Source organism: Achromobacter xylosoxidans (genome assembly GCF_001457475.1).
In the GTDB taxonomy this organism is placed as follows: Bacteria; Pseudomonadota; Gammaproteobacteria; order Burkholderiales; family Burkholderiaceae_B; genus Achromobacter; species Achromobacter xylosoxidans.
This window is the reverse complement of the sequence record NZ_LN831029.1, coordinates 290,983-312,119: the sequence shown is the minus strand read 5'-3', so window position 1 is coordinate 312,119 and position 21,137 is coordinate 290,983. Positions and strand designations below refer to the sequence as shown.

Annotated in this window: 17 protein-coding genes; 6 read left to right on the top strand and 11 right to left on the bottom strand. The window is 68.4% G+C overall.

Features of this window, described 5'->3' with window-relative positions; genetic code table 11:
• Positions 1-2 precede the first annotated feature (2 nt).
• From hutH to hutC, 5 genes are all read right to left on the bottom strand, one after another.
• Complete coding sequence (gene hutH / locus AT699_RS01455; RefSeq protein ID WP_024067484.1) at positions 3-1,532, bottom strand: histidine ammonia-lyase; 1,530 nt, start codon at positions 1,530-1,532, stop codon at positions 3-5.
• 29 nt (positions 1,533-1,561) lie between these two features.
• Positions 1,562-2,986 carry a purine-cytosine permease family protein gene (locus AT699_RS01450; protein ID WP_024067483.1) on the bottom strand — a complete coding sequence of 475 codons (1,425 nt, stop codon included), beginning with the start codon at positions 2,984-2,986 and terminating at the stop codon, positions 1,562-1,564.
• 69 nt (positions 2,987-3,055) lie between these two features.
• Positions 3,056-4,747 (bottom strand): urocanate hydratase, encoded by a 1,692-nt coding sequence (gene hutU, locus AT699_RS01445; protein ID WP_006387267.1) that lies wholly within the window; start codon positions 4,745-4,747, stop codon positions 3,056-3,058.
• Positions 4,748-4,890: 143 nt separating this feature from the next.
• Positions 4,891-5,511, bottom strand: coding sequence for a HutD/Ves family protein (locus AT699_RS01440; RefSeq protein ID WP_024067482.1), 621 nt, complete (start codon positions 5,509-5,511; stop codon positions 4,891-4,893).
• Complete coding sequence (hutC, locus tag AT699_RS01435; protein WP_024067481.1) at positions 5,508-6,251, bottom strand: histidine utilization repressor; 744 nt, start codon at positions 6,249-6,251, stop codon at positions 5,508-5,510. Before hutC ends, AT699_RS01440 begins: the two co-directional genes overlap by 4 nt.
• 131 nt (positions 6,252-6,382) lie before the next feature.
• On the opposite strand from hutC, the gene AT699_RS01430 reads away from it, so the two are divergent.
• From AT699_RS01430 to AT699_RS01420, 3 genes are all read left to right on the top strand, one after another.
• The gene (locus AT699_RS01430; RefSeq protein ID WP_006387264.1) at positions 6,383-6,673 is read left to right on the top strand and encodes a metal/formaldehyde-sensitive transcriptional repressor; all 291 of its coding nucleotides are present in this window, start codon (positions 6,383-6,385) and stop codon (positions 6,671-6,673) included.
• A 26-nt stretch (positions 6,674-6,699) separates the two neighbouring features.
• Entirely contained in the window at positions 6,700-7,809 is a 1,110-nt protein-coding gene (locus tag AT699_RS01425; protein ID WP_006387263.1) for an S-(hydroxymethyl)glutathione dehydrogenase/class III alcohol dehydrogenase, read from the top strand.
• 168 nt (positions 7,810-7,977) lie between these two features.
• Positions 7,978-9,903 carry a bifunctional metallophosphatase/5'-nucleotidase gene (locus tag AT699_RS01420; protein WP_024067480.1) on the top strand — a complete coding sequence of 642 codons (1,926 nt, stop codon included), beginning with the start codon at positions 7,978-7,980 and terminating at the stop codon, positions 9,901-9,903.
• Here AT699_RS01420 and AT699_RS01415 read toward each other — a convergent pair.
• The 6 genes from AT699_RS01415 to AT699_RS01390 form a co-directional block, all read right to left on the bottom strand.
• Entirely contained in the window at positions 9,891-11,072 is a 1,182-nt protein-coding gene (locus AT699_RS01415; RefSeq protein WP_024067479.1) for a glycosyltransferase family 4 protein, read from the bottom strand. The genes AT699_RS01420 and AT699_RS01415 overlap by 13 nt on opposite strands.
• The gene (locus tag AT699_RS01410; RefSeq protein ID WP_024067478.1) at positions 11,072-12,070 is read right to left on the bottom strand and encodes a putative lipopolysaccharide glycosyltransferase; all 999 of its coding nucleotides are present in this window, start codon (positions 12,068-12,070) and stop codon (positions 11,072-11,074) included. Before AT699_RS01410 ends, AT699_RS01415 begins: the two co-directional genes overlap by 1 nt.
• Before the next feature lie 30 nt (positions 12,071-12,100).
• Positions 12,101-12,469, bottom strand: coding sequence for a hypothetical protein (locus tag AT699_RS01405; RefSeq protein WP_227740117.1), 369 nt, complete (start codon positions 12,467-12,469; stop codon positions 12,101-12,103).
• Between the two features lie 96 nt (positions 12,470-12,565).
• Entirely contained in the window at positions 12,566-13,906 is a 1,341-nt protein-coding gene (locus tag AT699_RS01400; protein WP_024067476.1) for a heavy metal sensor histidine kinase, read from the bottom strand.
• Positions 13,906-14,595 carry a heavy metal response regulator transcription factor gene (locus AT699_RS01395; protein ID WP_020925543.1) on the bottom strand — a complete coding sequence of 230 codons (690 nt, stop codon included), beginning with the start codon at positions 14,593-14,595 and terminating at the stop codon, positions 13,906-13,908. Before AT699_RS01395 ends, AT699_RS01400 begins: the two co-directional genes overlap by 1 nt.
• A gap of 176 nt (positions 14,596-14,771) precedes the next feature.
• Positions 14,772-15,113 carry a DUF4148 domain-containing protein gene (locus AT699_RS01390; protein WP_006387256.1) on the bottom strand — a complete coding sequence of 114 codons (342 nt, stop codon included), beginning with the start codon at positions 15,111-15,113 and terminating at the stop codon, positions 14,772-14,774.
• Positions 15,114-15,365: 252 nt separating this feature from the next.
• Between AT699_RS01390 and AT699_RS01385 the strand changes: the two genes are divergently transcribed.
• Genes AT699_RS01385 through AT699_RS01375 form a run of 3 tightly spaced genes read left to right on the top strand, consistent with a single transcriptional unit; the run spans position 15,366 to position 21,050 of the window.
• Positions 15,366-16,619, top strand: coding sequence for a TolC family protein (locus tag AT699_RS01385; protein WP_054473341.1), 1,254 nt, complete (start codon positions 15,366-15,368; stop codon positions 16,617-16,619).
• Between the two features lie 14 nt (positions 16,620-16,633).
• Positions 16,634-17,848 carry an efflux RND transporter periplasmic adaptor subunit gene (locus tag AT699_RS01380; protein WP_024067474.1) on the top strand — a complete coding sequence of 405 codons (1,215 nt, stop codon included), beginning with the start codon at positions 16,634-16,636 and terminating at the stop codon, positions 17,846-17,848.
• Positions 17,849-17,864: 16 nt separating this feature from the next.
• Positions 17,865-21,050, top strand: coding sequence for a CusA/CzcA family heavy metal efflux RND transporter (locus AT699_RS01375; RefSeq protein ID WP_024067473.1), 3,186 nt, complete (start codon positions 17,865-17,867; stop codon positions 21,048-21,050).
• The last annotated feature ends 87 nt before the right edge of the window (positions 21,051-21,137 follow it).

The following is a 21,137-nucleotide window of genomic DNA, read 5'->3' as shown; positions in this document are numbered from 1 at the left end:
GGTCAAAGGCTGGGCAACAGGCCCGGCGGCATCAGCGCGTTCAGGTGGCGGTCCGCGATCAATTGGCTGGCCGCCTCGATGTCGGGCGCGAAGAAGCGGTCCTTCTCGTAGTGCGCCACCTTCCCGCGCAGCAGGCCGCGCGCGCGTTCCAGCTTGGGCGATGTCTTCAAGCCGGCGCGGAAATCCAGGCCCTGGCACGCGCCCAGCCATTCGATCGCCAGGATGTCGCGCACATTGTCGGCCATCGGCCAGAGCCGCTTGCCGGCGTTGGGCGCCATCGATACGTGGTCTTCCTGGTTGGCCGAGGTCGGCAGGCTGTCGACGCTGGCCGGATGGGCCAGGGCCTTGTTGTCGCTGGCCAGCGCGGCCGCGGTGACCTGCGCGATCATGAAGCCCGAGTTGACGCCGCCATTGCTCACCAGGAATGGCGGCAACTGCGACATGTGCTTGTCCATCATCAGTGAAATGCGGCGCTCGGACAGCGCCCCGATCTCGGCCAGCGCCAGGGCCAGGTTGTCGGCCACCAGCGCCACGGGCTCGGCATGGAAATTTCCGCCCGACAGCACATCGCCCTGTTCGGCGAACACCAGGGGGTTGTCGGAGACGGCGTTGGCCTCGATCTGCAACACCTGCGCCACATGGCGGATCTGCGTCAGGCAGGCGCCCATCACCTGCGGTTGGCAACGCAGCGAGTAGGGGTCCTGGACCTTGCCGCAATCGACGTGCGAATGGCCGACTTCGCTGTCTTCGGTCAGCAGGTCGCGGTATACCGCGGCCACGTCGATCTGGCCGGGCTGGCCGCGCGCTTCGTGGATGCGGGCGTCGAAGGGAACGCGCGAGCCGAGCATGGCCTCGACGCTGAGGCTGCCGCATACCAGGCCGGCCGCCAACAGGTCTTCGGCTTCGAACAGGCCGCGCAGCGCGTAGGCGGTCGACACCTGGGTGCCGTTCAGCAGCGCCAGGCCTTCCTTGGCCGCCAGCGTCAGGGGTTCCAGGCCGGCGCGCGCCAGCGCCGCCTTCGCGGGCAGCCATTCGCCGTCACAGCGCGCCCGGCTTTCGCCCAGCAACAACAGCGACATGTGCGCCAGCGGCGCCAGGTCGCCCGACGCCCCCACCGACCCCTTGAGCGGAATGTGCGGATAGACGCCCGCGTTGACCAGCGCGATCAGGCTGTCGATGACCCGGCGCCGGATGCCGGAACGGCCACGCGCCAGGCTGTTTATCTTGAGCACCATGATCAACCGCACCATGTCGTCGCCCAGCGGCTCGCCCACGCCCGCCGCGTGCGACAGCACCAGCGAGCTTTGCAGCGCCTCCAGATCCTCGCGCGCGATCCGGGTGGAGGCCAGCAGGCCAAAGCCGGTGTTGATGCCATAGGCGGTGCGGCCGTCGGCGACGATGCACTCGACGCAGGCGACGCTGGCGTCGATCGGCCCGTAGGCGGCCGGGTCCAGCGTCACGCGGCCCGGATGCTGGTAAACCTGGCGCAGTTGCGCCAGCGTCAGGTGGCCGGGTTTGAGGTGCAGATCCATGTTGTTGTTCTCCAGGACGGGATGCGGTGTCAGGCGATGTCGGCGCCACGCCGCGCCGGGGCCGGACAGGGCGCGGGCCGGGGATCGCGGCGCGCGAAAACGTAATAGAGCAGCCCGGGCACGATCAGGCCGATGATCCACGAGATATCGACGCCGCCCAGGCGCGCGACCAGCGGACCCGTATAGAGCTTGGTCGAGATGAACGGCATCTGCACCAGCACGCCGAACACATACACCAGGATGCCGGGCCAGTTCCAGCGGCCGTAGCGGCCATCGGGATCGGACAGCGCCGCCACATCGTAGCGCTCGCGGTTGATGAAGTAATAGTCGACCAGGTTCACGGCGCTCCAGGGCGTGAAGAACGCCAGCAGGAACAGGATGAACGACTTGAAGGCATTCAGGAACGAATGCTGGCCCAGCCAGGCGACCAGCGTGGCCGCGCCCACGATCAACAGCACGAACACCAGCCGCTGGCGCCGCGAGATATCCACATGGCCCCGAAAGCCGCTGATGATGGTGGCGATGCACATGAAGCTGCCGTACGAGTTCAGCGTCGAGATGGTGACCTTGCCGAACGCGATGCTGAAGTACAGCGCCGCCGCGGTGGCGCCGGCGCCGCCCAGGCCGACGATGTAGGCCACCTCGCGGCCGGCGAACTGGCCCGCCGCCATGGCCGCCGCCAGCACCCCGAGCGTCATCGCGATCTGCGCTCCTAGCACGGAACCCAGGCCGACCGCCAGGAAAGTCCCGAACGAAGATGTCCGGCTGGGGAGGTAGCGCGAGTAGTCCGCCACATACGGGCCATAGGCGATCTGCCAGGACGCCGCCAGCGACACCGCGAGCAGGAACGAGGCCCAGCTGAAATGACGGATCTGCAGCAATTGCCCCACGTCGCCCAACGCGATCACGCGGCTGAACAGGTAGACGAAGGCGATCAGGCCCAGCACGCTGGCCACGCGGCCAATGATGTGGATCATGCGGTAGCCGAACACCGTCACCAGCACGATGACCGCGGCGAATATCAGAATGCCGGCGCTGTCGCTCACCCCCAGCAACTGGCCGATGGCCTGCCCCGACAGCACCGTGCCGGTGGCGGTGAAGCCCAGGTACATCAGGCACACCAGCACGATCGGGATGGCGGCGCCATAGACACCGAACTGCACCCGGCTCGAGATCATCTGCGGCACGCCCAGTTTGGGGCCCTGCGCCGCGTGCAGCGCCATCACCGCGCCGCCGAACACCTGGCCGACGAACAGGCCGACCAGCGACCAGAATACGTCGCCGCCCAGCACCACCGCCAAGGCGCCCGTGACGATGGCGGTGATCTGCAGATTGGCGCCCAGCCACAGCGTGAACTGGCTATAGAGCCGCCCGTGGCGCTCCGTTTCCGGGATGAAGTCGATCGAGCGCCGCTCGACCAGCGTTCCCTTTGGCACCGCGCTGTCCTGCTCCATGCATTGTCTCCTTGCGGACGCCGCCATGCGGCGCCCTGGCTCTTCTGGATGAGGCTGCCTGCCGGCGGCTCAGCGCGCGGCATCGACCATGGGCAGGTCCAGCCCTTGCTCGCGGGCGCAGTCGATGGCGATGTCATAGCCGGCGTCGGCATGGCGCATCACGCCGGTGCCCGGATCGTTGGTCAGCACCCGCGCGATGCGCTCGGCCGCCGCGTCGGTGCCGTCGCACACGATCACCATGCCCGCGTGCTGCGAGAAGCCCATGCCCACGCCGCCACCGTGATGCAGCGACACCCAGGTGGCGCCGCCGGCGGTATTCAAGAGCGCATTGAGCAGCGGCCAGTCGGACACCGCATCGGAACCGTCGCGCATGGCCTCCGTCTCGCGGTTGGGGCTGGCCACCGAGCCGGAATCCAGGTGATCGCGGCCGATCACCACGGGCGCCGACAGTTCGCCGCTGCGCACCATCTCGTTGAACGCCAGCCCGAGGCGGGCGCGCTGGCCCAGGCCAACCCAGCAGATCCGCGCCGGCAGGCCCTGGAAGCGGATGCGCTCGCGCGCCATGTCGAGCCAGCGATGCAGGTGCGCGTCGTCGGGAATCAGTTCCTTGACCTTGGCGTCGGTCTTGTAGATGTCCTGCGGATCGCCCGACAGCGCGGCCCAGCGGAACGGGCCCACGCCGCGGCAGAACAGCGGGCGGATGTAGGCAGGCACGAACCCCGGAAAATCGAAGGCATTGGCCACGCCCTCGTCCTTGGCCATCTGGCGGATGTTGTTGCCGTAGTCGAAGGTCGGGATACCCTGCTTCTGGAACGCGAGCATGGCCTTGACGTGCACGGCCATGGACTGCTTGGCGGCCTTCACCACCGCGGCCGGTTCGCTGCGGGCGCGCTCGCGGTACTCGGCCCAGGTCCAGCCGGCGGGCAGATAGCCATTGAGCGGGTCATGGGCGCTGGTCTGGTCGGTGACCATGTCCGGACGCACCCCGCGGCGCACCAGCTCGGGCAGCACTTCGGCGGCGTTGCCGCACAGCGCGATCGATACCGCGCGGCCTTCCCTGGTGTAGCGGGCGATGCGCGCCAGGGCGTCATCCAGGTCGGTGGCCTGCTCGTCCACATAGCGGGTGCGCAGGCGAAAGTCGATGCTGGCCTGCTGGCACTCGATGTTCAGCGAGCAGGCGCCGGCCAGCGTCGCGGCCAGCGGTTGCGCGCCGCCCATGCCGCCCAGGCCGGCGGTGAGCACCCAGCGGCCGCCGAGATCGCCGCCGTAGTGCTGGCGGCCGGCCTCGACGAAGGTCTCGTACGTGCCCTGCACGATGCCCTGGCTGCCAATGTAGATCCAGCTGCCGGCGGTCATCTGACCATACATGGCCAGGCCCTTGGCGTCGAGTTCGTTGAAGTGTTCCCAGGTGGCCCAGTGCGGCACCAGGTTGGAGTTGGCGATCAGCACGCGCGGCGCATTGGCGTGGGTCTTGAACACGCCCACCGGCTTGCCCGACTGCACCAGCAGGGTTTCGTCCGCCTCCAGGCGCTTGAGCGTTTCGACGATGCGGTCATAGCAGTCCCAGTCGCGCGCGGCGCGGCCGATGCCGCCATACACCACCAATTCCTTCGGATTCTCGGCCACCTCGGGGTCGAGATTGTTCATCAGCATGCGCAGCGGCGCCTCGGTCAGCCAGCTCTTGGCCGTCAGCTGGTTGCCGCGCGGAGCGCGGATCTCGACATCGCGGTATCGGTTCGATTTTTCCAAGGCAGTCTCCATGATCCGGGGCCTGGCGCGTCGTGCATTGACGCGCGGCCTGTTGCCGGAATCATAGGATGCCTATGCTTGTATATACAAGCTCGCAAGACCAATTCACCGATCAGGGATTTCCCGCATTCCCGGCCGAAACCGGGCCGCAGCGTTCAGCCCCGGCGCGGCTGCAGTTCGATCAGGCAGGCGTCCAGCGCGCCGGGGGCTTCCAGCCGGAATTCGGCCAGGCCGTCGCGCTGCACATCGAGCGCGGTACGCTCGATGTGCAGGCAGTCATAGCGCGCCGGCGCTGGCAGCGGCTGGCCGTCTCGCCACACCGTCAGCGGCCCGCCCGCGTTCAGCAGCAGCACGGTGCTGGCCGCGCTGTGGAAACGCCAGTGCCGCGCGGCGCCGATCCATTGCAGGCGGGCGCGGTAATGGCGCGGGGAGTAGATCAGGTTGAAATCGCGGATGGGGCCGTCCAGCAGCCGGCAATCGACGGCGGCATCGCCGGAAAAGGCGTAGGCCTCGCGCGGCCGCAGCGGCGGCTGCGCGCGGCCGTCGACGGTCAGCGCGATGCCGGCGCCTTCCAGCACCGTGATGATGCGCTGCAGGCCGCTGAACAGCGAAAAGCCGCCGTCCTGCGCCACGTCGGCGATCGACAGGCGCCATTCGAACGCGCTCGTGCTGCCGCCATCGTTGCAGGCCACTTCCTGGGTGGTGCCGCCGCCATTGCGCCAGGGCATGCGGGGATAGTCTTGTGCCCGGTACAGGCGCACGTCATGCGAAATCATGTGGTGAATTTTCCTTCGAGGCGGTGGCGCGATCCGGGATGGATCAGGCGCGCCAGCGTGACCGCGCGCTCGCCCGACCAGGTGCGGCGGCGGATCAGCAGGCAGGGTTCGCTGCGGTCGATCTGCAGCAGCTGGCACTCGCGCGGCTTGGCGAGGATGGCTTCCACCACGTGCTCGCCCTCGGTCAACGGCGCCACCCGCGTCAGATATTCATAGGGGGTGTGCTGGGTGAAGTCCTGCTTGAGATAGTCGGGCGCCAGCCGCACGTTGACGTAACGGTCTTCGAGCTGGATCGGCACATCGTCTTCGAAGTGCACGATGAGCGAATGGAACACCGGCTGGCCTTCGCGGATGTCGAGCGCCGCCGCCTGCTCGCTGCCCGCCGGCTCCTCGACCAGGCGCACCACGCGGCTGTGGTGCCGATGGCCGCGCGCCGTGATCTCGTCGGCGATGTTGTTGACGGAGAACAGCGCCGACCGGGCCTTGGGCTGGGCCACGAACGTGCCCACGCCCTGCATCCGCACCAGCAGGCCTTCGGCCGTCAGCTCGCGCAACGCCCGGTTGACCGTCATGCGGGAATAACCCAGTTCCTGCACCAGCTCGCTTTCCGACGGCACGCGGTAATGCGCCGGCCACGCGCCGGTACGGATCTGCTGCGCGATCATCTGCTTGAGCTGCGCATAAAGTGGCGCCGGCAGGGCGCTGGCCTGGGGCGGCAAGCGAGGCGGGTGAGAGGCCACGTGTAATCCTGTGTCGTGCCGTTGGACGAATGGCGATTATAGGGCCCTAGACATGTACAGACAGGCGGCCCGCGCTGGACGTCCTGGCGATGTCCGCGTATACTCCCCCCCTGTATATACCGGAGCCCGCCGTGCCCCATTCCCCCGCAGAGAAAAAGCGCGTCACCACGCGCCTGCGCCGCATCCAGGGCCAGGCGCTGGCGCTGGAGCGCGCCGTCAACGAAGGCACGGAATGCGGCGCGCTGCTGCAACAGCTGGCCGCCCTGCGCGGCGCGGCCACGGGACTGATGGCCGAAGTGCTCGAAAGCCATCTGCGCGAGACCTTCCTGCAATCCGCCCAGGGCGGACGATCCGGCGCCACGCTCGAACCCGAAGCGGAAATCGACCAGGTCATGCGCATCGTCCGCTCTTACCTCAAATAACCCCATCCGACCTTCTGGAGCCTCCCATGAAATCACGCGCCGCCGTCGCATTCGGCCCTGGCAAGCCGCTGGAAATCGTTGAAATCGACGTCGCGCCGCCCCAACGCGGCGAAGTGCTGGTACAGATCACCCACACGGGCGTCTGTCACACCGACGCCTTCACCCTGAGCGGCGACGACCCCGAAGGCCTGTTCCCCGCCGTGCTGGGCCATGAAGGCGCCGGCGTGGTGGTCGAGGTCGGCGAAGGCGTGACCTCGCTCAAGCCGGGCGATCACGTCATTCCGCTCTACACGGCCGAGTGCCGTGAGTGCAAGTTCTGCCTGTCGGGCAAGACCAACCTGTGCCAGAAGGTGCGCGCCACCCAGGGCAAGGGCGTGATGCCCGACGGCACCTCGCGCTTCAGCTACGAGGGCAAGCCGCTCTACCACTACATGGGCTGCTCGACCTTCAGCGAATACACCGTGGTCAACGAGATCTCGCTGGCCAAGATCAACCCGGCCGCGCCGCACGAGAAGGTCTGCCTGCTGGGCTGCGGCGTCACCACCGGCCTGGGCGCGGTGCACAACACCGCCAAGGTCAAGGAAGGCGACACCGTGGCCGTGTTCGGCCTGGGCGGCATCGGCCTGGCGGTGATCCAGGGCGCGGTGCAGGCCAAGGCCGGCCGCATCATCGCGGTCGACACCAACCCCAACAAGTTCGTGCTGGCCAGCGCCATGGGCGCCACCGACTGCATCAACCCCAAGGACCACGACAAGCCGATCCAGGAGGTCATCGTCGAACTCACCGACGGCGGCGTGGACTTCTCGTTCGAATGCATCGGCAACGTGCACGTGATGCGCGCCGCGCTCGAATGCTGCCACAAGGGCTGGGGCGAGAGCATCATCATCGGCGTGGCCGGCGCCGGCCAGGAAATCAGCACTCGCCCCTTCCAGCTGGTCACCGGCCGCGTCTGGCGCGGTTCGGCCTTCGGCGGCGTCAAGGGCCGCACCCAGCTGCCCGGCATGGTCGAGGACGCGATGAGCGGCAAGATCGACCTGGACCCGTTCGTCACGCACACGCTGCCGCTGGACCGCATCAACGAGGCCTTCGACCTGATGCATGAAGGCAAGTCGATCCGTACCGTGATCCATTACTGACGCGCCGACCGACGTCCCCGCGGGCCCGGCGTTTGCGCGCCGGGCCCGCTTCTTTTGCATGACAGATCCGCGACAGCCGCCACGATCGATGTGACAGGCCTGTCATTCATCTTCACGTCATCTCGGCCCGCGACCATGCGCCCTCCGAAGACAGAGGGATGCTCGCGAATGATCACGTGGAAGAGGACGGCCGGCGCGGCCGCATTGAGCCTGGTGGCGCTGCTGGCCGGTTGCGGGGGCAGCGACGATGACGACACGCCGGCCAGCCCGGCGCCGAATCCCGCGCCGGTCGCCAGCCGGCCGATGGAACTGACGATCCTGCACATCAACGATCATCATTCCAACCTGGACAGCAAGAAAAAAGACCTGAAGCTGCTGAACGCCGCGGGTTCGCGCGTCACGGTCAATGCCGAGATCGGCGGCTTCCCGCGCGTGACGGCCGCCTTCCAGGCGCTGTCCGCGCAGGCGCCCAACGTGCTCAAGCTGCATGCCGGCGACGCCACCACCGGCACGCTTTACTTCAATCGCGCTGGCGAACCGGGCGAGGCCGACGCCGCCCTGATGAACACGGTCTGCTTCGATGCCATGACGCTGGGCAACCATGAGTTCGACAAGGGCGACAGCGGCCTGAAGCGCTTCGTCGAACTGCTGCACTCCGGCACATGCCAGACGCCGGTGCTCAGCGCCAACGTCACCTTCGGCGCCAACTCGGCCTTGAATCCGTCGCGCGCGCCCGGCATGGTCAAGCCATCCATCGTGCTGCAACGCGACGGCCAGCCCATCGGCCTGGTCGGCCTGACCATCGCCAACAAGACGCAGCAGTCGTCCAGCCCCGACCCCGGCACGTTGTTCTCCGACGAAACCGCCGCCGCGCAGCAGCAGATCGACGCCCTGCGCGCGCAAGGCGTCAACAAGATCGTGGTGATGAGCCACATCGGCTATGACTACGACAAGCGGATCATTCCCAACCTGAGCGGCGTGGATGTGGTGGTCGGCGGCGACTCGCACACCCTGCTGGGCCCGGCCGCGCTGTCCACCTATGGCGTCGGCTCGCCCGCCGGCGCGTACCCCACCGAACTGCGCAACAAGGACGGCAAGCTCGTCTGCCTGGTGCAGGCCTGGGAATACTCACAGGTGGTCGGCGAACTGAAGGTGAGCTTCGACGCGAATGGCGATGTGACCGCCTGCGCCGGCACGCCCCACGTGCTGATGGGCGACACCTTCAAGATCGGCGGGGCCGCGCCCGCCTCGGCCGACCAGGCCGCCATCGTGGCCGACGCGGCCGCCAGCGGCTTCCTGCGCGTGCAGGCCCCGGACGCGCAGGCCACGGCCGTGCTGCAACCCTTCAAGGCCAAGGTCGACGCGTTCAGCGCCAGCCTGGTGGCGACGGTGCCGCAGGAGCTGTGCTCGCGGCGCGTCCCCGGCGGCCCCGGCTCGCGCGACTACGGCCGCTCCAGCGTCGCCTGCAACACGCTCGGCAACGTCAGCCTGCACGGTGGCGACATCCAGCAACTCGTCGCGCAGGCCTACCTGGAAGTGGCCAATGCCAACTATGGCGGCGCCGATATCTCGCTGCAAAGCGGCGGCGGGGTGCGCGTGCCGCTGCTGGGCAACGTGACCGCGGCCAACGTGATCGAGGTGGTTCCGTTCGGCAACATGCTGTGGCGCCTGGATGTCACCGGCGCCGAGGTCAAGAGCATGCTGGAAGACGGGATGCAGGCGGTCTACGGCCCCGGCGGCTCCACCGGCCCCTACCCGTACGCGGGCGGCCTGCGCTGGGATGTGAATGCGGCCCTGGCCCAGGGCAGCCGCGTGTCGAACATCGAGGTGCGCGACAACGCCAGCGGCAACTGGCTGCCGCTGGACCTGAACCGCACCTACAAGCTGTTCGTCCTGAGCTTCAACGCCACCGGCGGCGACGGCTACAAGACTCTCGCCAACGTGCCGGCGGCGCGGCGCCAGGACATCGGCGTGCTGGATGCCGACGTGCTGCAGGCCTACATCGACAGGCAGGCCAAGGACCCCGTGTCCGGCCTGCCGGTGCTGAACCTGCTGCCGATCGACCTCTACAGCACCAAGACCTACAGCGAATGAGCCTGCGGACCTGGCCCCCTCCAAGCGGGGGCCAGGTCCTGGCGCGGCAGCGCGGCGCGCCCGCTTTCTGCGTAGACCTGCTCGGTGCCGCGCACGAAGGTCTCCAGCGAGAAATCCCTGACCGCCTTGCGCCGCGCCGCCGCCGCCATCCAGTCCAGCAGAATCCGGTTTTCCAGGACATCGGCCAGTATCTCCGCCACGCGCGCCACCGCGCCGGCCGGAACGATCCAGCCGCTGCTGCCGTTGACGACATTCTCGGCCAGCCCGCCCGTGTCGCTGACGATGACGGGCTTGCCGGCCGCCATCATTTCGCGGCAGGCAAACGAGATCGTCTCCAGACTGGATGACAGCACGAAGCCCAGGTCCGTCGCCGCCAGCAGCGGCCGCACGTCCTGCAGCAAACCCGTGAAGACCACCGCGTCGCGCATGCCCATCTCGTCGACCCGCTGCAGGTCGGCCGCGCTGGGCGGCTGGCCGGCAATCAGGACGGCGATCTGGCGCCGCTGCGCCTCGGGCAGCATTGCCACGGCCGCGACCATATCCAGCCAATTCTTGTAGGCCGCGGTGCCCGCCTGGCTTCCCACCACCAGCCGGCCCCTCAGCGCCGCCGGCAACAACTGCTCGCGCGCCAGGGCCGCCTCATGCGGCGACGCGGGACGAAAGCGCCGGGTATCCACGCCGTTGCGCACCAGCCGCAGGTCCGCCGGCCGGAACGCCGAACGACGCATGCCGTCGAAGGTATGCTGGCTGACGCAGATGACCCGGTCGGTCGCCAGCCCGGCCCGCAGCCGCGTGCCAAGACTGCGCGGATGGCGGCCGTTGTGCTGGGTATAGACCATGAACGGACGCAACGGCCCCATGCCCATCGACGCCAGCATGCACAGACGGTGGTCCGCCGAACCATTGACGTGGACCACGTCGAATGCCTCGGCCCGCAGCAGCGCGCGCAACTGCCGCAGCGCGCGCCATTGCCGGGCGGGCGCGCCCTTGAACTGCAGCGCGATCGCGCGCACGCCGGGCAGGGCGCCGGCTTCATCCAGCAGGCGGCTGCCGCATGGCGCGGCAATGGTGATGTCGGCCTTTCCGCTGAGCATGCGCGCCAGCGAAATGACGTAGGTCGTATGGCCGCCGCCGTCGCCCTGGTGGAAATTGGTATAGAGGATCTTCATCAATCGGATTCCGCAAACGTTCCCGTGGCCGTCCCGGGTGGCAGCAGGCAGCGCCAGTGCCGCTTCTCGAATACGTCCGGCCCCAGGCGGCTGGCCTCGGACAGGTTGTAGACCTTGACGCCGCGCGCCGCGAGCAGGGCGGCCGCGCGGCGAAATGCCGGCTCGATGTGCCCGTCGAATTGCCGGTCCAGCGCCGTCGCCAGCGCCGCGCCGCCATGCTCATAGAAGCGCGGCCCCGCCGCGCTCGTCAGGTCCAGGCCATGCAGATACACCGTGGGCGCGCCCAGCCAGGCAAGCAGCTGCAGCGCGGTGTACGCCACCGTGCCTCCGCCGAACAGCCCGCGAGGCGGGTCGAGGCTGAAGCCGTGCGCATGTTCCGGATGGTGGGCATCGAACAGCACCAACCCGGCATCGCCTTCCAGTTCACGCGCCAGCGCATCCGGGTCGGCGCGCGGTTGTTGGGCCCGCTGGTGCACCTCCTCGAACAGCGCGATGGAACACCGTATCCGCCGCGCATCGAACAGGAACGCGATCCAGCGATAGACCTCGGGGGTGACGAACAACAGCAGGTCCTGCGACAGCACCTGCGCCACCAGGTCGCGGCGGCGGCGCACGAATCCCGCATCCAGCATGGCGTAGTAGTCGAAGCGCAAGCCGGGGTGCCTCTGGCGCAGCGCAATCGAGCCATTCACGCCCATCACCGTCTCCAGCACGCATTGGTCGTAGTCGATGCGGGCCACCGACGGGCCGCTGAGGATCAGGTGCGCCGCGGCCGTGATGCGCCGCGCCACCATGGCCAGCGGCAACAGGCCCGGACCTGTCGCGCCCCGCAACGCGCAGCCCGACAGGCGGCCGGCCGGATCGCGTTGCACCCGCACAAAGGGCCACAGCACGGCGTTGTGGCGCTGGGCCGGTGGCCGCGTGTGGCGATAGAGCATCCGCAACCCCTTGGCCAGGGGCCGGCTCGACAACAGTCGCGATAGCAGTGGGCGCTTCATGGTCGGCGCGCGCCGTGACAAGGGCCGCGCTCACTCATTGCCCAGCTCCTGGCACAACGCCTGCGCGTAGGCCGGACCGTTTCGCATCTGCGCATAGGCCGCATAGTGCTGCCGATAGCGTTCGCTGTAGACGTCGGGCAACGGCCGCGCGCGAGACAGCTGCGCCATGCCGGATGCGCGCCACACCTCGACCTGCGCCCGCACCTGGGCGCGCGTGACCTCGCCCCGCGCCTGGCGCGCGGCGTATGCCTCGCGCGTCGAGTCCGGCAGTTCGCATTCGCCCGCCAGCGCCGTCGGCGCGCGTGGGCTGGCCGCTGGCTGCGCCGCCGCCACCGGCATCGCGACCGCCAGGCCGGCCACCAATATGGCGGCCCACGCCGCCCGATTCGATCGCTGCATGAGCGCTCCCAGGCGTCCACCCCGCGCCGCCAACCGGCGCGGCGGGGAACAGGAGCAGTCTAGGCAACGCGTTGCGACAGAATCCGCACGGGAAGATTAGTTTTCTGTAATGTTGCGGTCCGCGATCCAGAATCCGATGGTGATGACGCCACCCTCGGAACACGCGAACGGCCTGCCGCCATGCATGCGCGCGATGGCCGCAACGATGGCCAGGCCCAACCCATGGTGGTTGGCATCGAACACGCGCGCGGTTTCCATGCGATAGAAGCGGTAGAACAGCCGCGGCAGATGCTCCTGGCCGATGGGATCACCGTGATTGCGCACCGCGATGCGGATGCCTTCATCACCACGATCGATCAGCAGGTCGATGCGCGTGCCGCGGTGCGCATAGCGCACGGCGTTGGACACCAGGTTGGATACCGCTCGCTGCAGCAGCGGCCGGTCGACATGCGCCGCGGCTTCGCCCGATACCGCGAACGACAGATCGGCATCCATGGCCTCGGCCTCGTGGTAGTCCGCCACCTCCGACAGCACCTGCGCCAGGCTTGCCGTCCAGCTGCCGCGCGCCTGCGCGCCGCGGTCCGCCTGCGACAGGAACAGCATGTCGTTGACGATGCCCGACAGGCGCTGCAATTCCTCCAGGTTCGATCCCAGGATATCGCGCAGCACCGCCTCCGGCCGCTTGCCGCTGAGCGCCAGCTCGGTCTCGCCGATCAGCGTGGCCAGCGGCGTGCGCAATTCGTGCGCGACGTCGGCGTTGAACCCCTCCATCTGCACGTAGGCCCGCTCCAGCCGCTGCAGCACGGCGTTGAACTGGTGCACCAATGGCCGGATCTCTTCGGCCTGTTGGCTTTCGTCGAGCCGCTCGCCGATGCGGTCGGGCGAAAGGCGGGCAGCCTGCCGGCCCAGTTCGTCGATCGGCGCCAGCGCCCGCCGCACCAATCGCGTGCCAATCGCCGACACGACGATGGCGCCGGCCAAGGCGCAGGCGAGCAGCGTCCACGCCAGGGCCGCGCGCAGATGCAGGTCCGACGTGATGTCCAGCACCAGTTCGGCATTCGTCGAACCGCCCGGCGATCCGGGCACCGGCAACGCGAAATTGATATGGCGGCCATGGCCGGCCTCGCCATCGCCCGGCCCGCCATAGACCACCCTGGCGCCATCGATCTCCAGCGCCAGCGAAAAATCGGGCCGGCCGTAGAAGAAGTCCTCGAGCTTGTGGCGCAGCGAGGCCGAATCGCCCTTGGCCGCGTTCTCCTCGACCAGGTGCCTGATCACCTCCATCTTCTGCGCCAGCAGCGCTTCCTGGCGGATCGACAGATTGCGGTTGGTGGCCCAATAGACCGCGACGCACACCAGCCCCAGGCCGGCGAACGTCAGGATCGCCAGCCAGCGCGTGAGCCAGCGGCGCAATGATCTGGGGCGCGGCGCCGGCATCAGTCGTCCCGCGTTTCCAGCACGTAGCCCATGCCGCGCACGGTGTGCAGCAGCTTCTTCTCGAAGGGGTCGTCGACCTTGCCGCGCAGGCGCCGCACCGCCACTTCCACCACATTGGTATTGCTGTTGAAATTGATGTCCCAGACCTGCTCGGCCAGTTCCAGCCGCGACAGCACTTCGCCCTGCTTGCGCATCAGCAGCGCCAGCAAGGTGAATTCCTTGGCCGTCAGGTCCAGCCGCGTGCCGGCGCGGTAGGCGCGCCGGCGCAGCAGGTCGAGTTCCAGGTCGCCGATGCGCAGCACGTTCTGGCCGCCGGCCTCGGCCACGTTGTGGCCGCTGCGGCGTCCCAGCGCCAGCACCCGCGCCAGCAGTTCGGACAGGGCGAACGGCTTGGCCAGGTAATCGTCGGCGCCGTCACGCAGGCCCTTGACGCGGTCCTCCAGCTTGTCGCGCGCGGTCAGCATCAGCACCGGCACGCGGTCGGTCTTGCGCAGTTCGTGCAGGACGGAAAAGCCATCCATGCCCGGCAGCATCACGTCCAGCAGGATCAGGTCGTACTGGCTTTCGCGCGCCAGGTGCAGGCCGCTGACGCCGTCCATCGCCACATCGACCACATAGCTGTGTTCGGTCAGCGCGCGGCGCAGGTACTCAGCGAGTTTTTTTTCGTCTTCAATGACCAGTATTTTCATGGGGCCCCGAATGGAAAGAGGGACGAACCGCGACGCGTCGCCACCCTATTCTACGTGCGCGACGGCGGGCAACGGCGTCCGCCGTCCTGGCGCCAGGGCGCGGGACGGCGGGTCGCGGTCGGCGGTCGCCTGGCCGGCTCTGCCGCCGATGGCGGCAGGCAAGGGCAAGGGTCCGATCAACCCGGCGTGTAGATCGCGTCCAGGCGGGCGCGCTCGGCTGGCGTCATCGCCTCGACTTCCGCCAGCGCATCGGCGCGGGTGCGCGACGTGCCCTGCTTGGCCCAGCCCGGCTTGGCCAGGTTGTTGTAGGTCAGGAAGAACCACTGCCGCTTGTCGGCCTTGGCGGCGGCCAGTTCGTTGGCCACCTGTTCGCCGGTCTTGCCACCGGTGGCGTGATCCGGCGCGATGCTGTAGCCGATCTCGGTATTGGTCTGGTGCCAGGTGCTGTTGGCGCTGGCCAGGGCCGGCACGGCCAGGGCGCCGCACAGGGCGAGGGTGGTGACAATGCGTTGCTTCATGAGGGTCTCCCAGTTTCAGTGACTTGCCGGGGCGGCTGGAGCGCCGCGCCTGCACGCTTCTGTCAAGCGGTGAAGACACTTTAAGGACGCGACCGCGTCAATTCGCCAACACGCCGATTACGAATTCGTAAGGCGCGCGAACCTTACGGAAATGTCATTTTTCTGTCGAGGATCTGACGAGGACCGTTGGATAGAGTGCCCACCAATGCCTGCCTCAGCCCGAGTCCGTGGCGCTCTCCCTTGGTTGACCTCATGCGTTTATCCCCGATACCGCTCGCCCTGGCGGCGGCCCTGTGCCTCACGCCGGCCTGGGCCCAGCCCGGCCCCGCCAGTCCCACGCCTTCCCCGCGCGCCATGCCGGCGGGCCAGGTTTTGACGCTGGAACAGGCGCTGGCGACCGCCTATGAACGCAGCCCGCTGCTGGCGGCCGCCCGCAACGAAGCCGCGTCCAGCGAAGGCCAGCTCACACAGGCCGGCGTCATTCCGAATCCCAGCATCGAGGTCGGCATCGACGACAACCGCCGCACCACGCGCACCACCACCACGACCTTGAGCATGCCGGTGGAACTGGGCGGCAAGCGCGCCGCGCGCGTCAAGGCCGCCGGCCTGGCGCGCGACATTGCCCAGCGCGACCTGTCGAGCGCGCGCGCCGACCTGCGCGCCGCCGTCATCGCCGCCTTCTTCGACGTGGCGGTGGCGCAGGAAACCGTGCGCGTGTCGCAGGGCGCCGTGGAGATCGCGCAGAGCGCCCTGCGCCTGGCCGAACGGCGCGTCGCGGCCGGCAAGGCGCCGCCGCTGGAAAGCAGCAAGGCCCGCGTCGAACTGGCCAACTCGCGCATCGAGGCGCGCGCGGCCGACAGCGCGCTGCAGGCCGCGCGCCGCAAGCTGGGGCAACTGTGGGGCGCGCCGCAGCCGGATTTCGCGCAGGTCGGCGCCGACCTGGGCACGCTGCCGCGGCGCGAAGCCATCGACGACCTGCGGGCCGCGCTGGCCACGTCGCCGCGCATGGAGGCGGGGCGCCTCTCGGTCGAAATGGGCCGGGCGCAGCTGGAAGTCGAGAAAAGCAAGCGCTATCCGGACATCACCCTGAGCGCCGGCGTCGCCCGCGACAACGAGCAGGGCCGCAACAAGGCGCAGTTCGGCGTGGCGATCCCGCTGCCGCTGTTCGACCGCAACCAGGGCAACGTCTACTCGGCCACGATGCAGTCGTACAAGGCGCAGGACATGTACCGCGAGCTGGAATCGCGCCTGACCGCCGACCTGCTGCAATCCGTATCGCAATTCGACCTGGCCGCCAACTCGGCGCGCGAGTACCGCGCCACCGTGCTGCCCGGCGCCGCCGAAGCCTACGACAGCGCCCGCAAAGGCTTCGAGGCCGGCAAGGTGAGCTTCCTGGAAGTGCTGGACGCGCAACGCACCCTGTCGCAAGGAAACATCGGCTACCTGAACGTCCTGGCCAGCGCCTATCAGGCTTCGGCGGACATCGATCGCATTCTCGGACGTTGAACCCTACCTTCCCCATGACCATGCATACCGCGCTTTCCGCCTTTACCCGTCCGGCGCTGGCCGTCGCCCTGTCCGCCGCCTGCCTGCTGGCGCTGGCCCTGCCAGGGCCGGCCCTGGCCGATGCCGGGCACGGCCAGGCCCCCGCCGGCTCCGATACGCGCGTTGCCGCCGACAGCACGGCCACGCCGCAAGACCATGATGAAGACAAGATCACGCTGAGTCCCGAGCAGATCCAGGCCGCCGATCTCGGGATCGAAACGGCCGGTCCCGCGCGCCTGGAGACGGCGGCGCAATTTCCCGGCGAGATCAAATTCAACGCCGACCGCACCGCGCACGTGGTGCCGCGGCTGGCCGGTGTGGTGCAGGAGGTGTCGGCGGACCTGGGCCAGCAGGTCCGGAAGGGCGATCTGCTGGCGGCGCTGTCGAGCACCGCGCTGTCGGAACTGCGCAGCGAATGGCTGGCCGCCAGCAAGCGCCGCGACCTGGCCGCCGCCACGCACCAGCGCGAACTCAAGCTGTGGCGCGAAAAGGTATCCGCCGAGCAGGACTACCAGCAGGCCCGCACCGCGCTGCAGGAGGCGCAGATCGCGGTGCAGAACGCCGCGCAGAAGCTGGCGGCCATTGGCGCGCCGCCGCAGTCCAAGGACCTGAGCCGGCTGGAGATCCGCGCGCCGTTCGATGGCGTGGTGGTCGAAAAACACATCGCCCTGGGCGAGGCGCTGGCCGACACCGCCAGCATCTTCACGCTGTCGGACCTGCGCACCGTCTGGGCCGAGTTCGTGATCGCGCCCAAGGACCTGCAGGACGTGCGCGTGGGCGAAACCGCCAGCGTCGCCTCGGCGGCCTTCTCCGGCCAGGCCCGCGGCAAGGTGTCGTACATCGGCTCGCTGCTTGGCCAGCAGACCCGCACGGCCACGGCCCGGGTCACGCTCGACAACCCCGACATGGCCTGGCGTCCGGGGCTGTTCGTCTCCGTCAACGTGGTCACCAGCAGCGCCGACGTGCCGGTGGCGGTGGCGGCCGACGCGGTCCAGACGGTCGAGAACGAATCGGTGGTGTACGTCGAAGCGCCGGGCGGCTTCCTGGCGCAGCCGGTCAAGCTCGGCCGCGCCTCCGGCGAGCAGGTCGAAGTGCTGTCGGGCCTGGCCGCCGGCACCCGCTATGTCGCGCGCAACGCCTTCGTGCTGAAGGCCGAGCAGGGCAAGGCCAGCGCCAGCCACGCGCACTGAGCCGGAGCATCCAGACATGTTCGAACGCCTGATCCGCTTCGCCATCGAGCAACGGTGGCTGGTCCTTTTCGTCACCCTGAGCGTTGCCGCCATCGGGGTCTACAACTACACCCGGCTGGCCATCGACGCCGTGCCGGACATCACCAATGTGCAGGTGCAGATCAACGTCGGCGCGCCCGGCTATTCGCCGCTCGAAACCGAACAGCGGATCACCTATCCGATCGAGACCGTCATGGCCGGCCTGCCCGGGTTGCAGCAGACGCGCTCGCTGTCGCGCTACGGCCTGTCGCAGGTGACGGTGATCTTCAAGGACGGCACCGACATCTATTTCGCGCGCCAGCTGGTCAACCAGCGGCTGCAGGAGGCCAAGGAAAGCCTGCCCGAGGGCATCACGCCGACCATGGGCCCGATCTCCACCGGCCTGGGCGAGATCTACCTGTGGACAGTGGAGGCCGAGCCAGGCGCGAAGAAGGACGACGGCAGCCCCTACACTCCCACGGACCTGCGCGAAATCCAGGACTGGGTCATCAAGCCGCAGCTGCGCAACATCACCGGCGTCACCGAGATCAACTCGATCGGCGGCTTCGCCAAGGAATACCAGGTGGCGCCCAACACCGAGCGGCTCGCGTCCTATGGCCTGTCCCTGACCGACATCATGGCGGCGCTGGACCGCAACAACGCCAACGTCGGCGCCGGCTACATCGAGCGCAAGGGCGAGCAGTACCTGATCCGCGCGCCGGGCCAGGTGCGCTCCATCGACGACATCTGCGACGTGGTGCTGACCGCCGTCGACGGCCAGGCCATCCGCATCCGCGACGTGGCCGACGTCAGCATCGGCCGCGAACTGCGCACCGGCGCCGCCACCGACAACGGCCAGGAAGTGGTGCTGGGCACGGTGTTCATGCTGATCGGCGAAAACAGCCGCTCGGTGTCGCAGGCGGTGTCGGCGCGCATCGACGCCATCAACAAGACCCTGCCGCCCGGCATCAAGGCCGTCACCGTGTACGACCGCAGCAACCTGATCGACAAGGCCATCGCCACGGTCAAGAAAAACCTGCTGGAAGGCGCGACCCTGGTGATCGTGATTCTGTTCCTGTTCCTGGGCAACATCCGCGCCGCGCTGATCACCGCCATGGTGATCCCGCTGTCGATGCTGTTCACCTTCACCGGCATGGTCACGTACAAGGTCAGCGCCAACCTGATGAGCCTGGGCGCGCTGGACTTCGGCATCATCGTCGACGGCGCCGTGGTGATCGTCGAGAACTGCGTGCGGCGCCTGAGCCACGCGCAGGAACACCAGGGCCGGCCCCTGAGCCGCAGCGAGCGCTTTCACGAGGTGTTCGCCGCCGCGCGCGAAGCTCGCCGGCCGCTGCTATTCGGCCAGCTCATCATCATGGTGGTGTACCTGCCGATCTTCGCGTTGACGGGGGTCGAAGGACGCATGTTCCACCCCATGGCGCTGACCGTGGTGCTGGCGCTGCTGGGCGCGATGATCCTGTCCGTCACCTTCGTGCCGGCGGCGGTGGCGCTGTTCATCGGCAAGAAGGTGTCGGAAAAGGAGAACCGCCTGATGCTGTGGGCCAAGCGCCGCTACGCGCCGCTGCTGGACCTGGCGCTGCGCCGCACGCCGCTGGTGCTGGCCGGCGCCACCCTGTTCGTGGCGCTGTGCGGCGTGATCGCCTCGCGCATGGGCAGCGAGTTCATCCCCAACCTGAACGAAGGCGACATCGCCATCCAGGCGCTGCGCATTCCCGGCACCAGCCTGAGCCAGTCGCTGGAGATGCAGAAGCAGCTGGAAACCCGGCTGAAGCAGAAATTCCCCGAGATCGAGCGCGTCTTCGCCCGCACCGGCACCGCCGAGATCGCCTCCGACCCGATGCCGCCCAACATCTCCGACGGCTACATCATGCTCAAGCCCAAGGATCAATGGCCCGCCCCGCGCAAGACCCAGGCCGAGCTGCTGCGCGCGATCCAGGAAGAGGCGGCGCAGATGCCGGGCAACAACTATGAGTTCTCGCAACCGATCCAGCTGCGCTTCAACGAATTGATCTCCGGCGTGCGCAGCGACGTGGCCGTCAAGATCTTCGGCGACGACAACGACGTGCTGAACCGCTCCGCCGCCGAGGTCGCGCAGGTACTGCAGGCCATTCCCGGCGCCTCCGAAGTCAAAATCGAGCAGACCACCGGCCTGCCGGTGCTGACGGTCAACATCGACCGCGCCCGCGCCGCCCGCTACGGCTTGAGCCTGGCCGACGTGCAGGACACCCTGGGCATTGCCATCGGCGGCCGCGAAGCCGGCACCTTCTTCCAGGGCGACCGCCGCTTCGACATCGTGGTGCGTCTTCCGGAAGCCGTGCGCGAGAGCATCCCGGCGCTGCGCAAGCTGCCCATCGCCCTGCCCAGGAGCGAGGGACAGGCGCAGACCGCCTACATCCCGCTGTCCGAGGTGGCCAGCTTCGACCTGGCGCCCGGCCCCAACCAGATCTCGCGCGAGGACGGCAAGCGCCGCATCGTCGTCAGCGCCAACGTGCGCGGCCGCGACCTGGGCTCCTTCGTGGCCGACGCCGAGGCGGCGCTGGCCGAGAAGATCAAGGTCCCGGCCGGCTACTGGACCGCCTGGGGCGGCACCTTCGAACAGCTGCAGTCCGCGGCCCAGCGCCTGCGAATCGTGGTGCCGGCGGCGCTGCTGCTGGTGTTCGGCTTGCTGTTCGCCATGTTCGGCAACATCAAGGACGGCCTGATCGTGTTCACCGGCATTCCCTTCGCGCTGACCGGCGGCGTCATCTCGCTGTGGCTGCGCGGCATTCCGCTGTCGATCACCGCGGCGGTGGGCTTCATCGCGCTGTGCGGCGTGGCGGTGCTGAACGGCCTGGTGCTGCTGTCGTTCATCAGCTCGCTGCGCGAGTCCGGCAAGCCGCTCGACCAGGCGGTGCGCGAAGGCGCCCTGACGCGCCTGCGGCCGGTGCTGATGACCGCGCTGGTGGCCTCGCTCGGCTTCGTCCCCATGGCGATCGCCACCGGCACCGGCGCCGAGGTGCAGCGGCCGCTGGCCACGGTGGTCATCGGCGGCATCATCTCCTCGACCATCCTGACGCTGCTGGTGCTGCCGGCGCTGTACCGGCTGATGCACCGCAAGGATGCCGAGGAGGCGGAGCTGGCGGAAAGCGAAGCGCAACGCCAGGAACGGCCCGCCGCCGGATGAACCGACGGGGTCATGCCCACGGCCTCGACCCTTGCGCAAATGTAATGTCGCCGTCCGGAAGCTGTCGAAGACGGCCCAATAAAGTGG

Excerpts from the sequence above, each read along its gene's own strand:
- AT699_RS01410 (WP_024067478.1), bottom strand. The coding sequence starts at position 12,070 with ATGAAGCGCCCACTGCTATCGCGACTGTTGTCGAGCCGGCCCCTGGCC.
- AT699_RS01395 (WP_020925543.1), bottom strand. The coding sequence starts at position 14,595 with ATGAAAATACTGGTCATTGAAGACGAAAAAAAACTCGCTGAGTACCTG.
- hutH (WP_024067484.1), bottom strand. The coding sequence starts at position 1,532 with ATGGATCTGCACCTCAAACCCGGCCACCTGACGCTGGCGCAACTGCGC.
- AT699_RS01415 (WP_024067479.1), bottom strand. The coding sequence starts at position 11,072 with ATGAAGATCCTCTATACCAATTTCCACCAGGGCGACGGCGGCGGCCAT.
- AT699_RS01380 (WP_024067474.1), top strand. The coding sequence starts at position 16,634 with ATGACCATGCATACCGCGCTTTCCGCCTTTACCCGTCCGGCGCTGGCC.
- hutU (WP_006387267.1), bottom strand. The coding sequence starts at position 4,747 with ATGGAGACTGCCTTGGAAAAATCGAACCGATACCGCGATGTCGAGATC.
- AT699_RS01440 (WP_024067482.1), bottom strand. The coding sequence starts at position 5,511 with ATGATTTCGCATGACGTGCGCCTGTACCGGGCACAAGACTATCCCCGC.
- AT699_RS01390 (WP_006387256.1), bottom strand. The coding sequence starts at position 15,113 with ATGAAGCAACGCATTGTCACCACCCTCGCCCTGTGCGGCGCCCTGGCC.
- AT699_RS01385 (WP_054473341.1), top strand. The coding sequence starts at position 15,366 with ATGCGTTTATCCCCGATACCGCTCGCCCTGGCGGCGGCCCTGTGCCTC.
- AT699_RS01400 (WP_024067476.1), bottom strand. The coding sequence starts at position 13,906 with ATGCCGGCGCCGCGCCCCAGATCATTGCGCCGCTGGCTCACGCGCTGG.
- AT699_RS01405 (WP_227740117.1), bottom strand. The coding sequence starts at position 12,469 with ATGCAGCGATCGAATCGGGCGGCGTGGGCCGCCATATTGGTGGCCGGC.
- AT699_RS01375 (WP_024067473.1), top strand. The coding sequence starts at position 17,865 with ATGTTCGAACGCCTGATCCGCTTCGCCATCGAGCAACGGTGGCTGGTC.
- AT699_RS01450 (WP_024067483.1), bottom strand. The coding sequence starts at position 2,986 with ATGGAGCAGGACAGCGCGGTGCCAAAGGGAACGCTGGTCGAGCGGCGC.
- AT699_RS01420 (WP_024067480.1), top strand. The coding sequence starts at position 7,978 with ATGATCACGTGGAAGAGGACGGCCGGCGCGGCCGCATTGAGCCTGGTG.
- AT699_RS01425 (WP_006387263.1), top strand. The coding sequence starts at position 6,700 with ATGAAATCACGCGCCGCCGTCGCATTCGGCCCTGGCAAGCCGCTGGAA.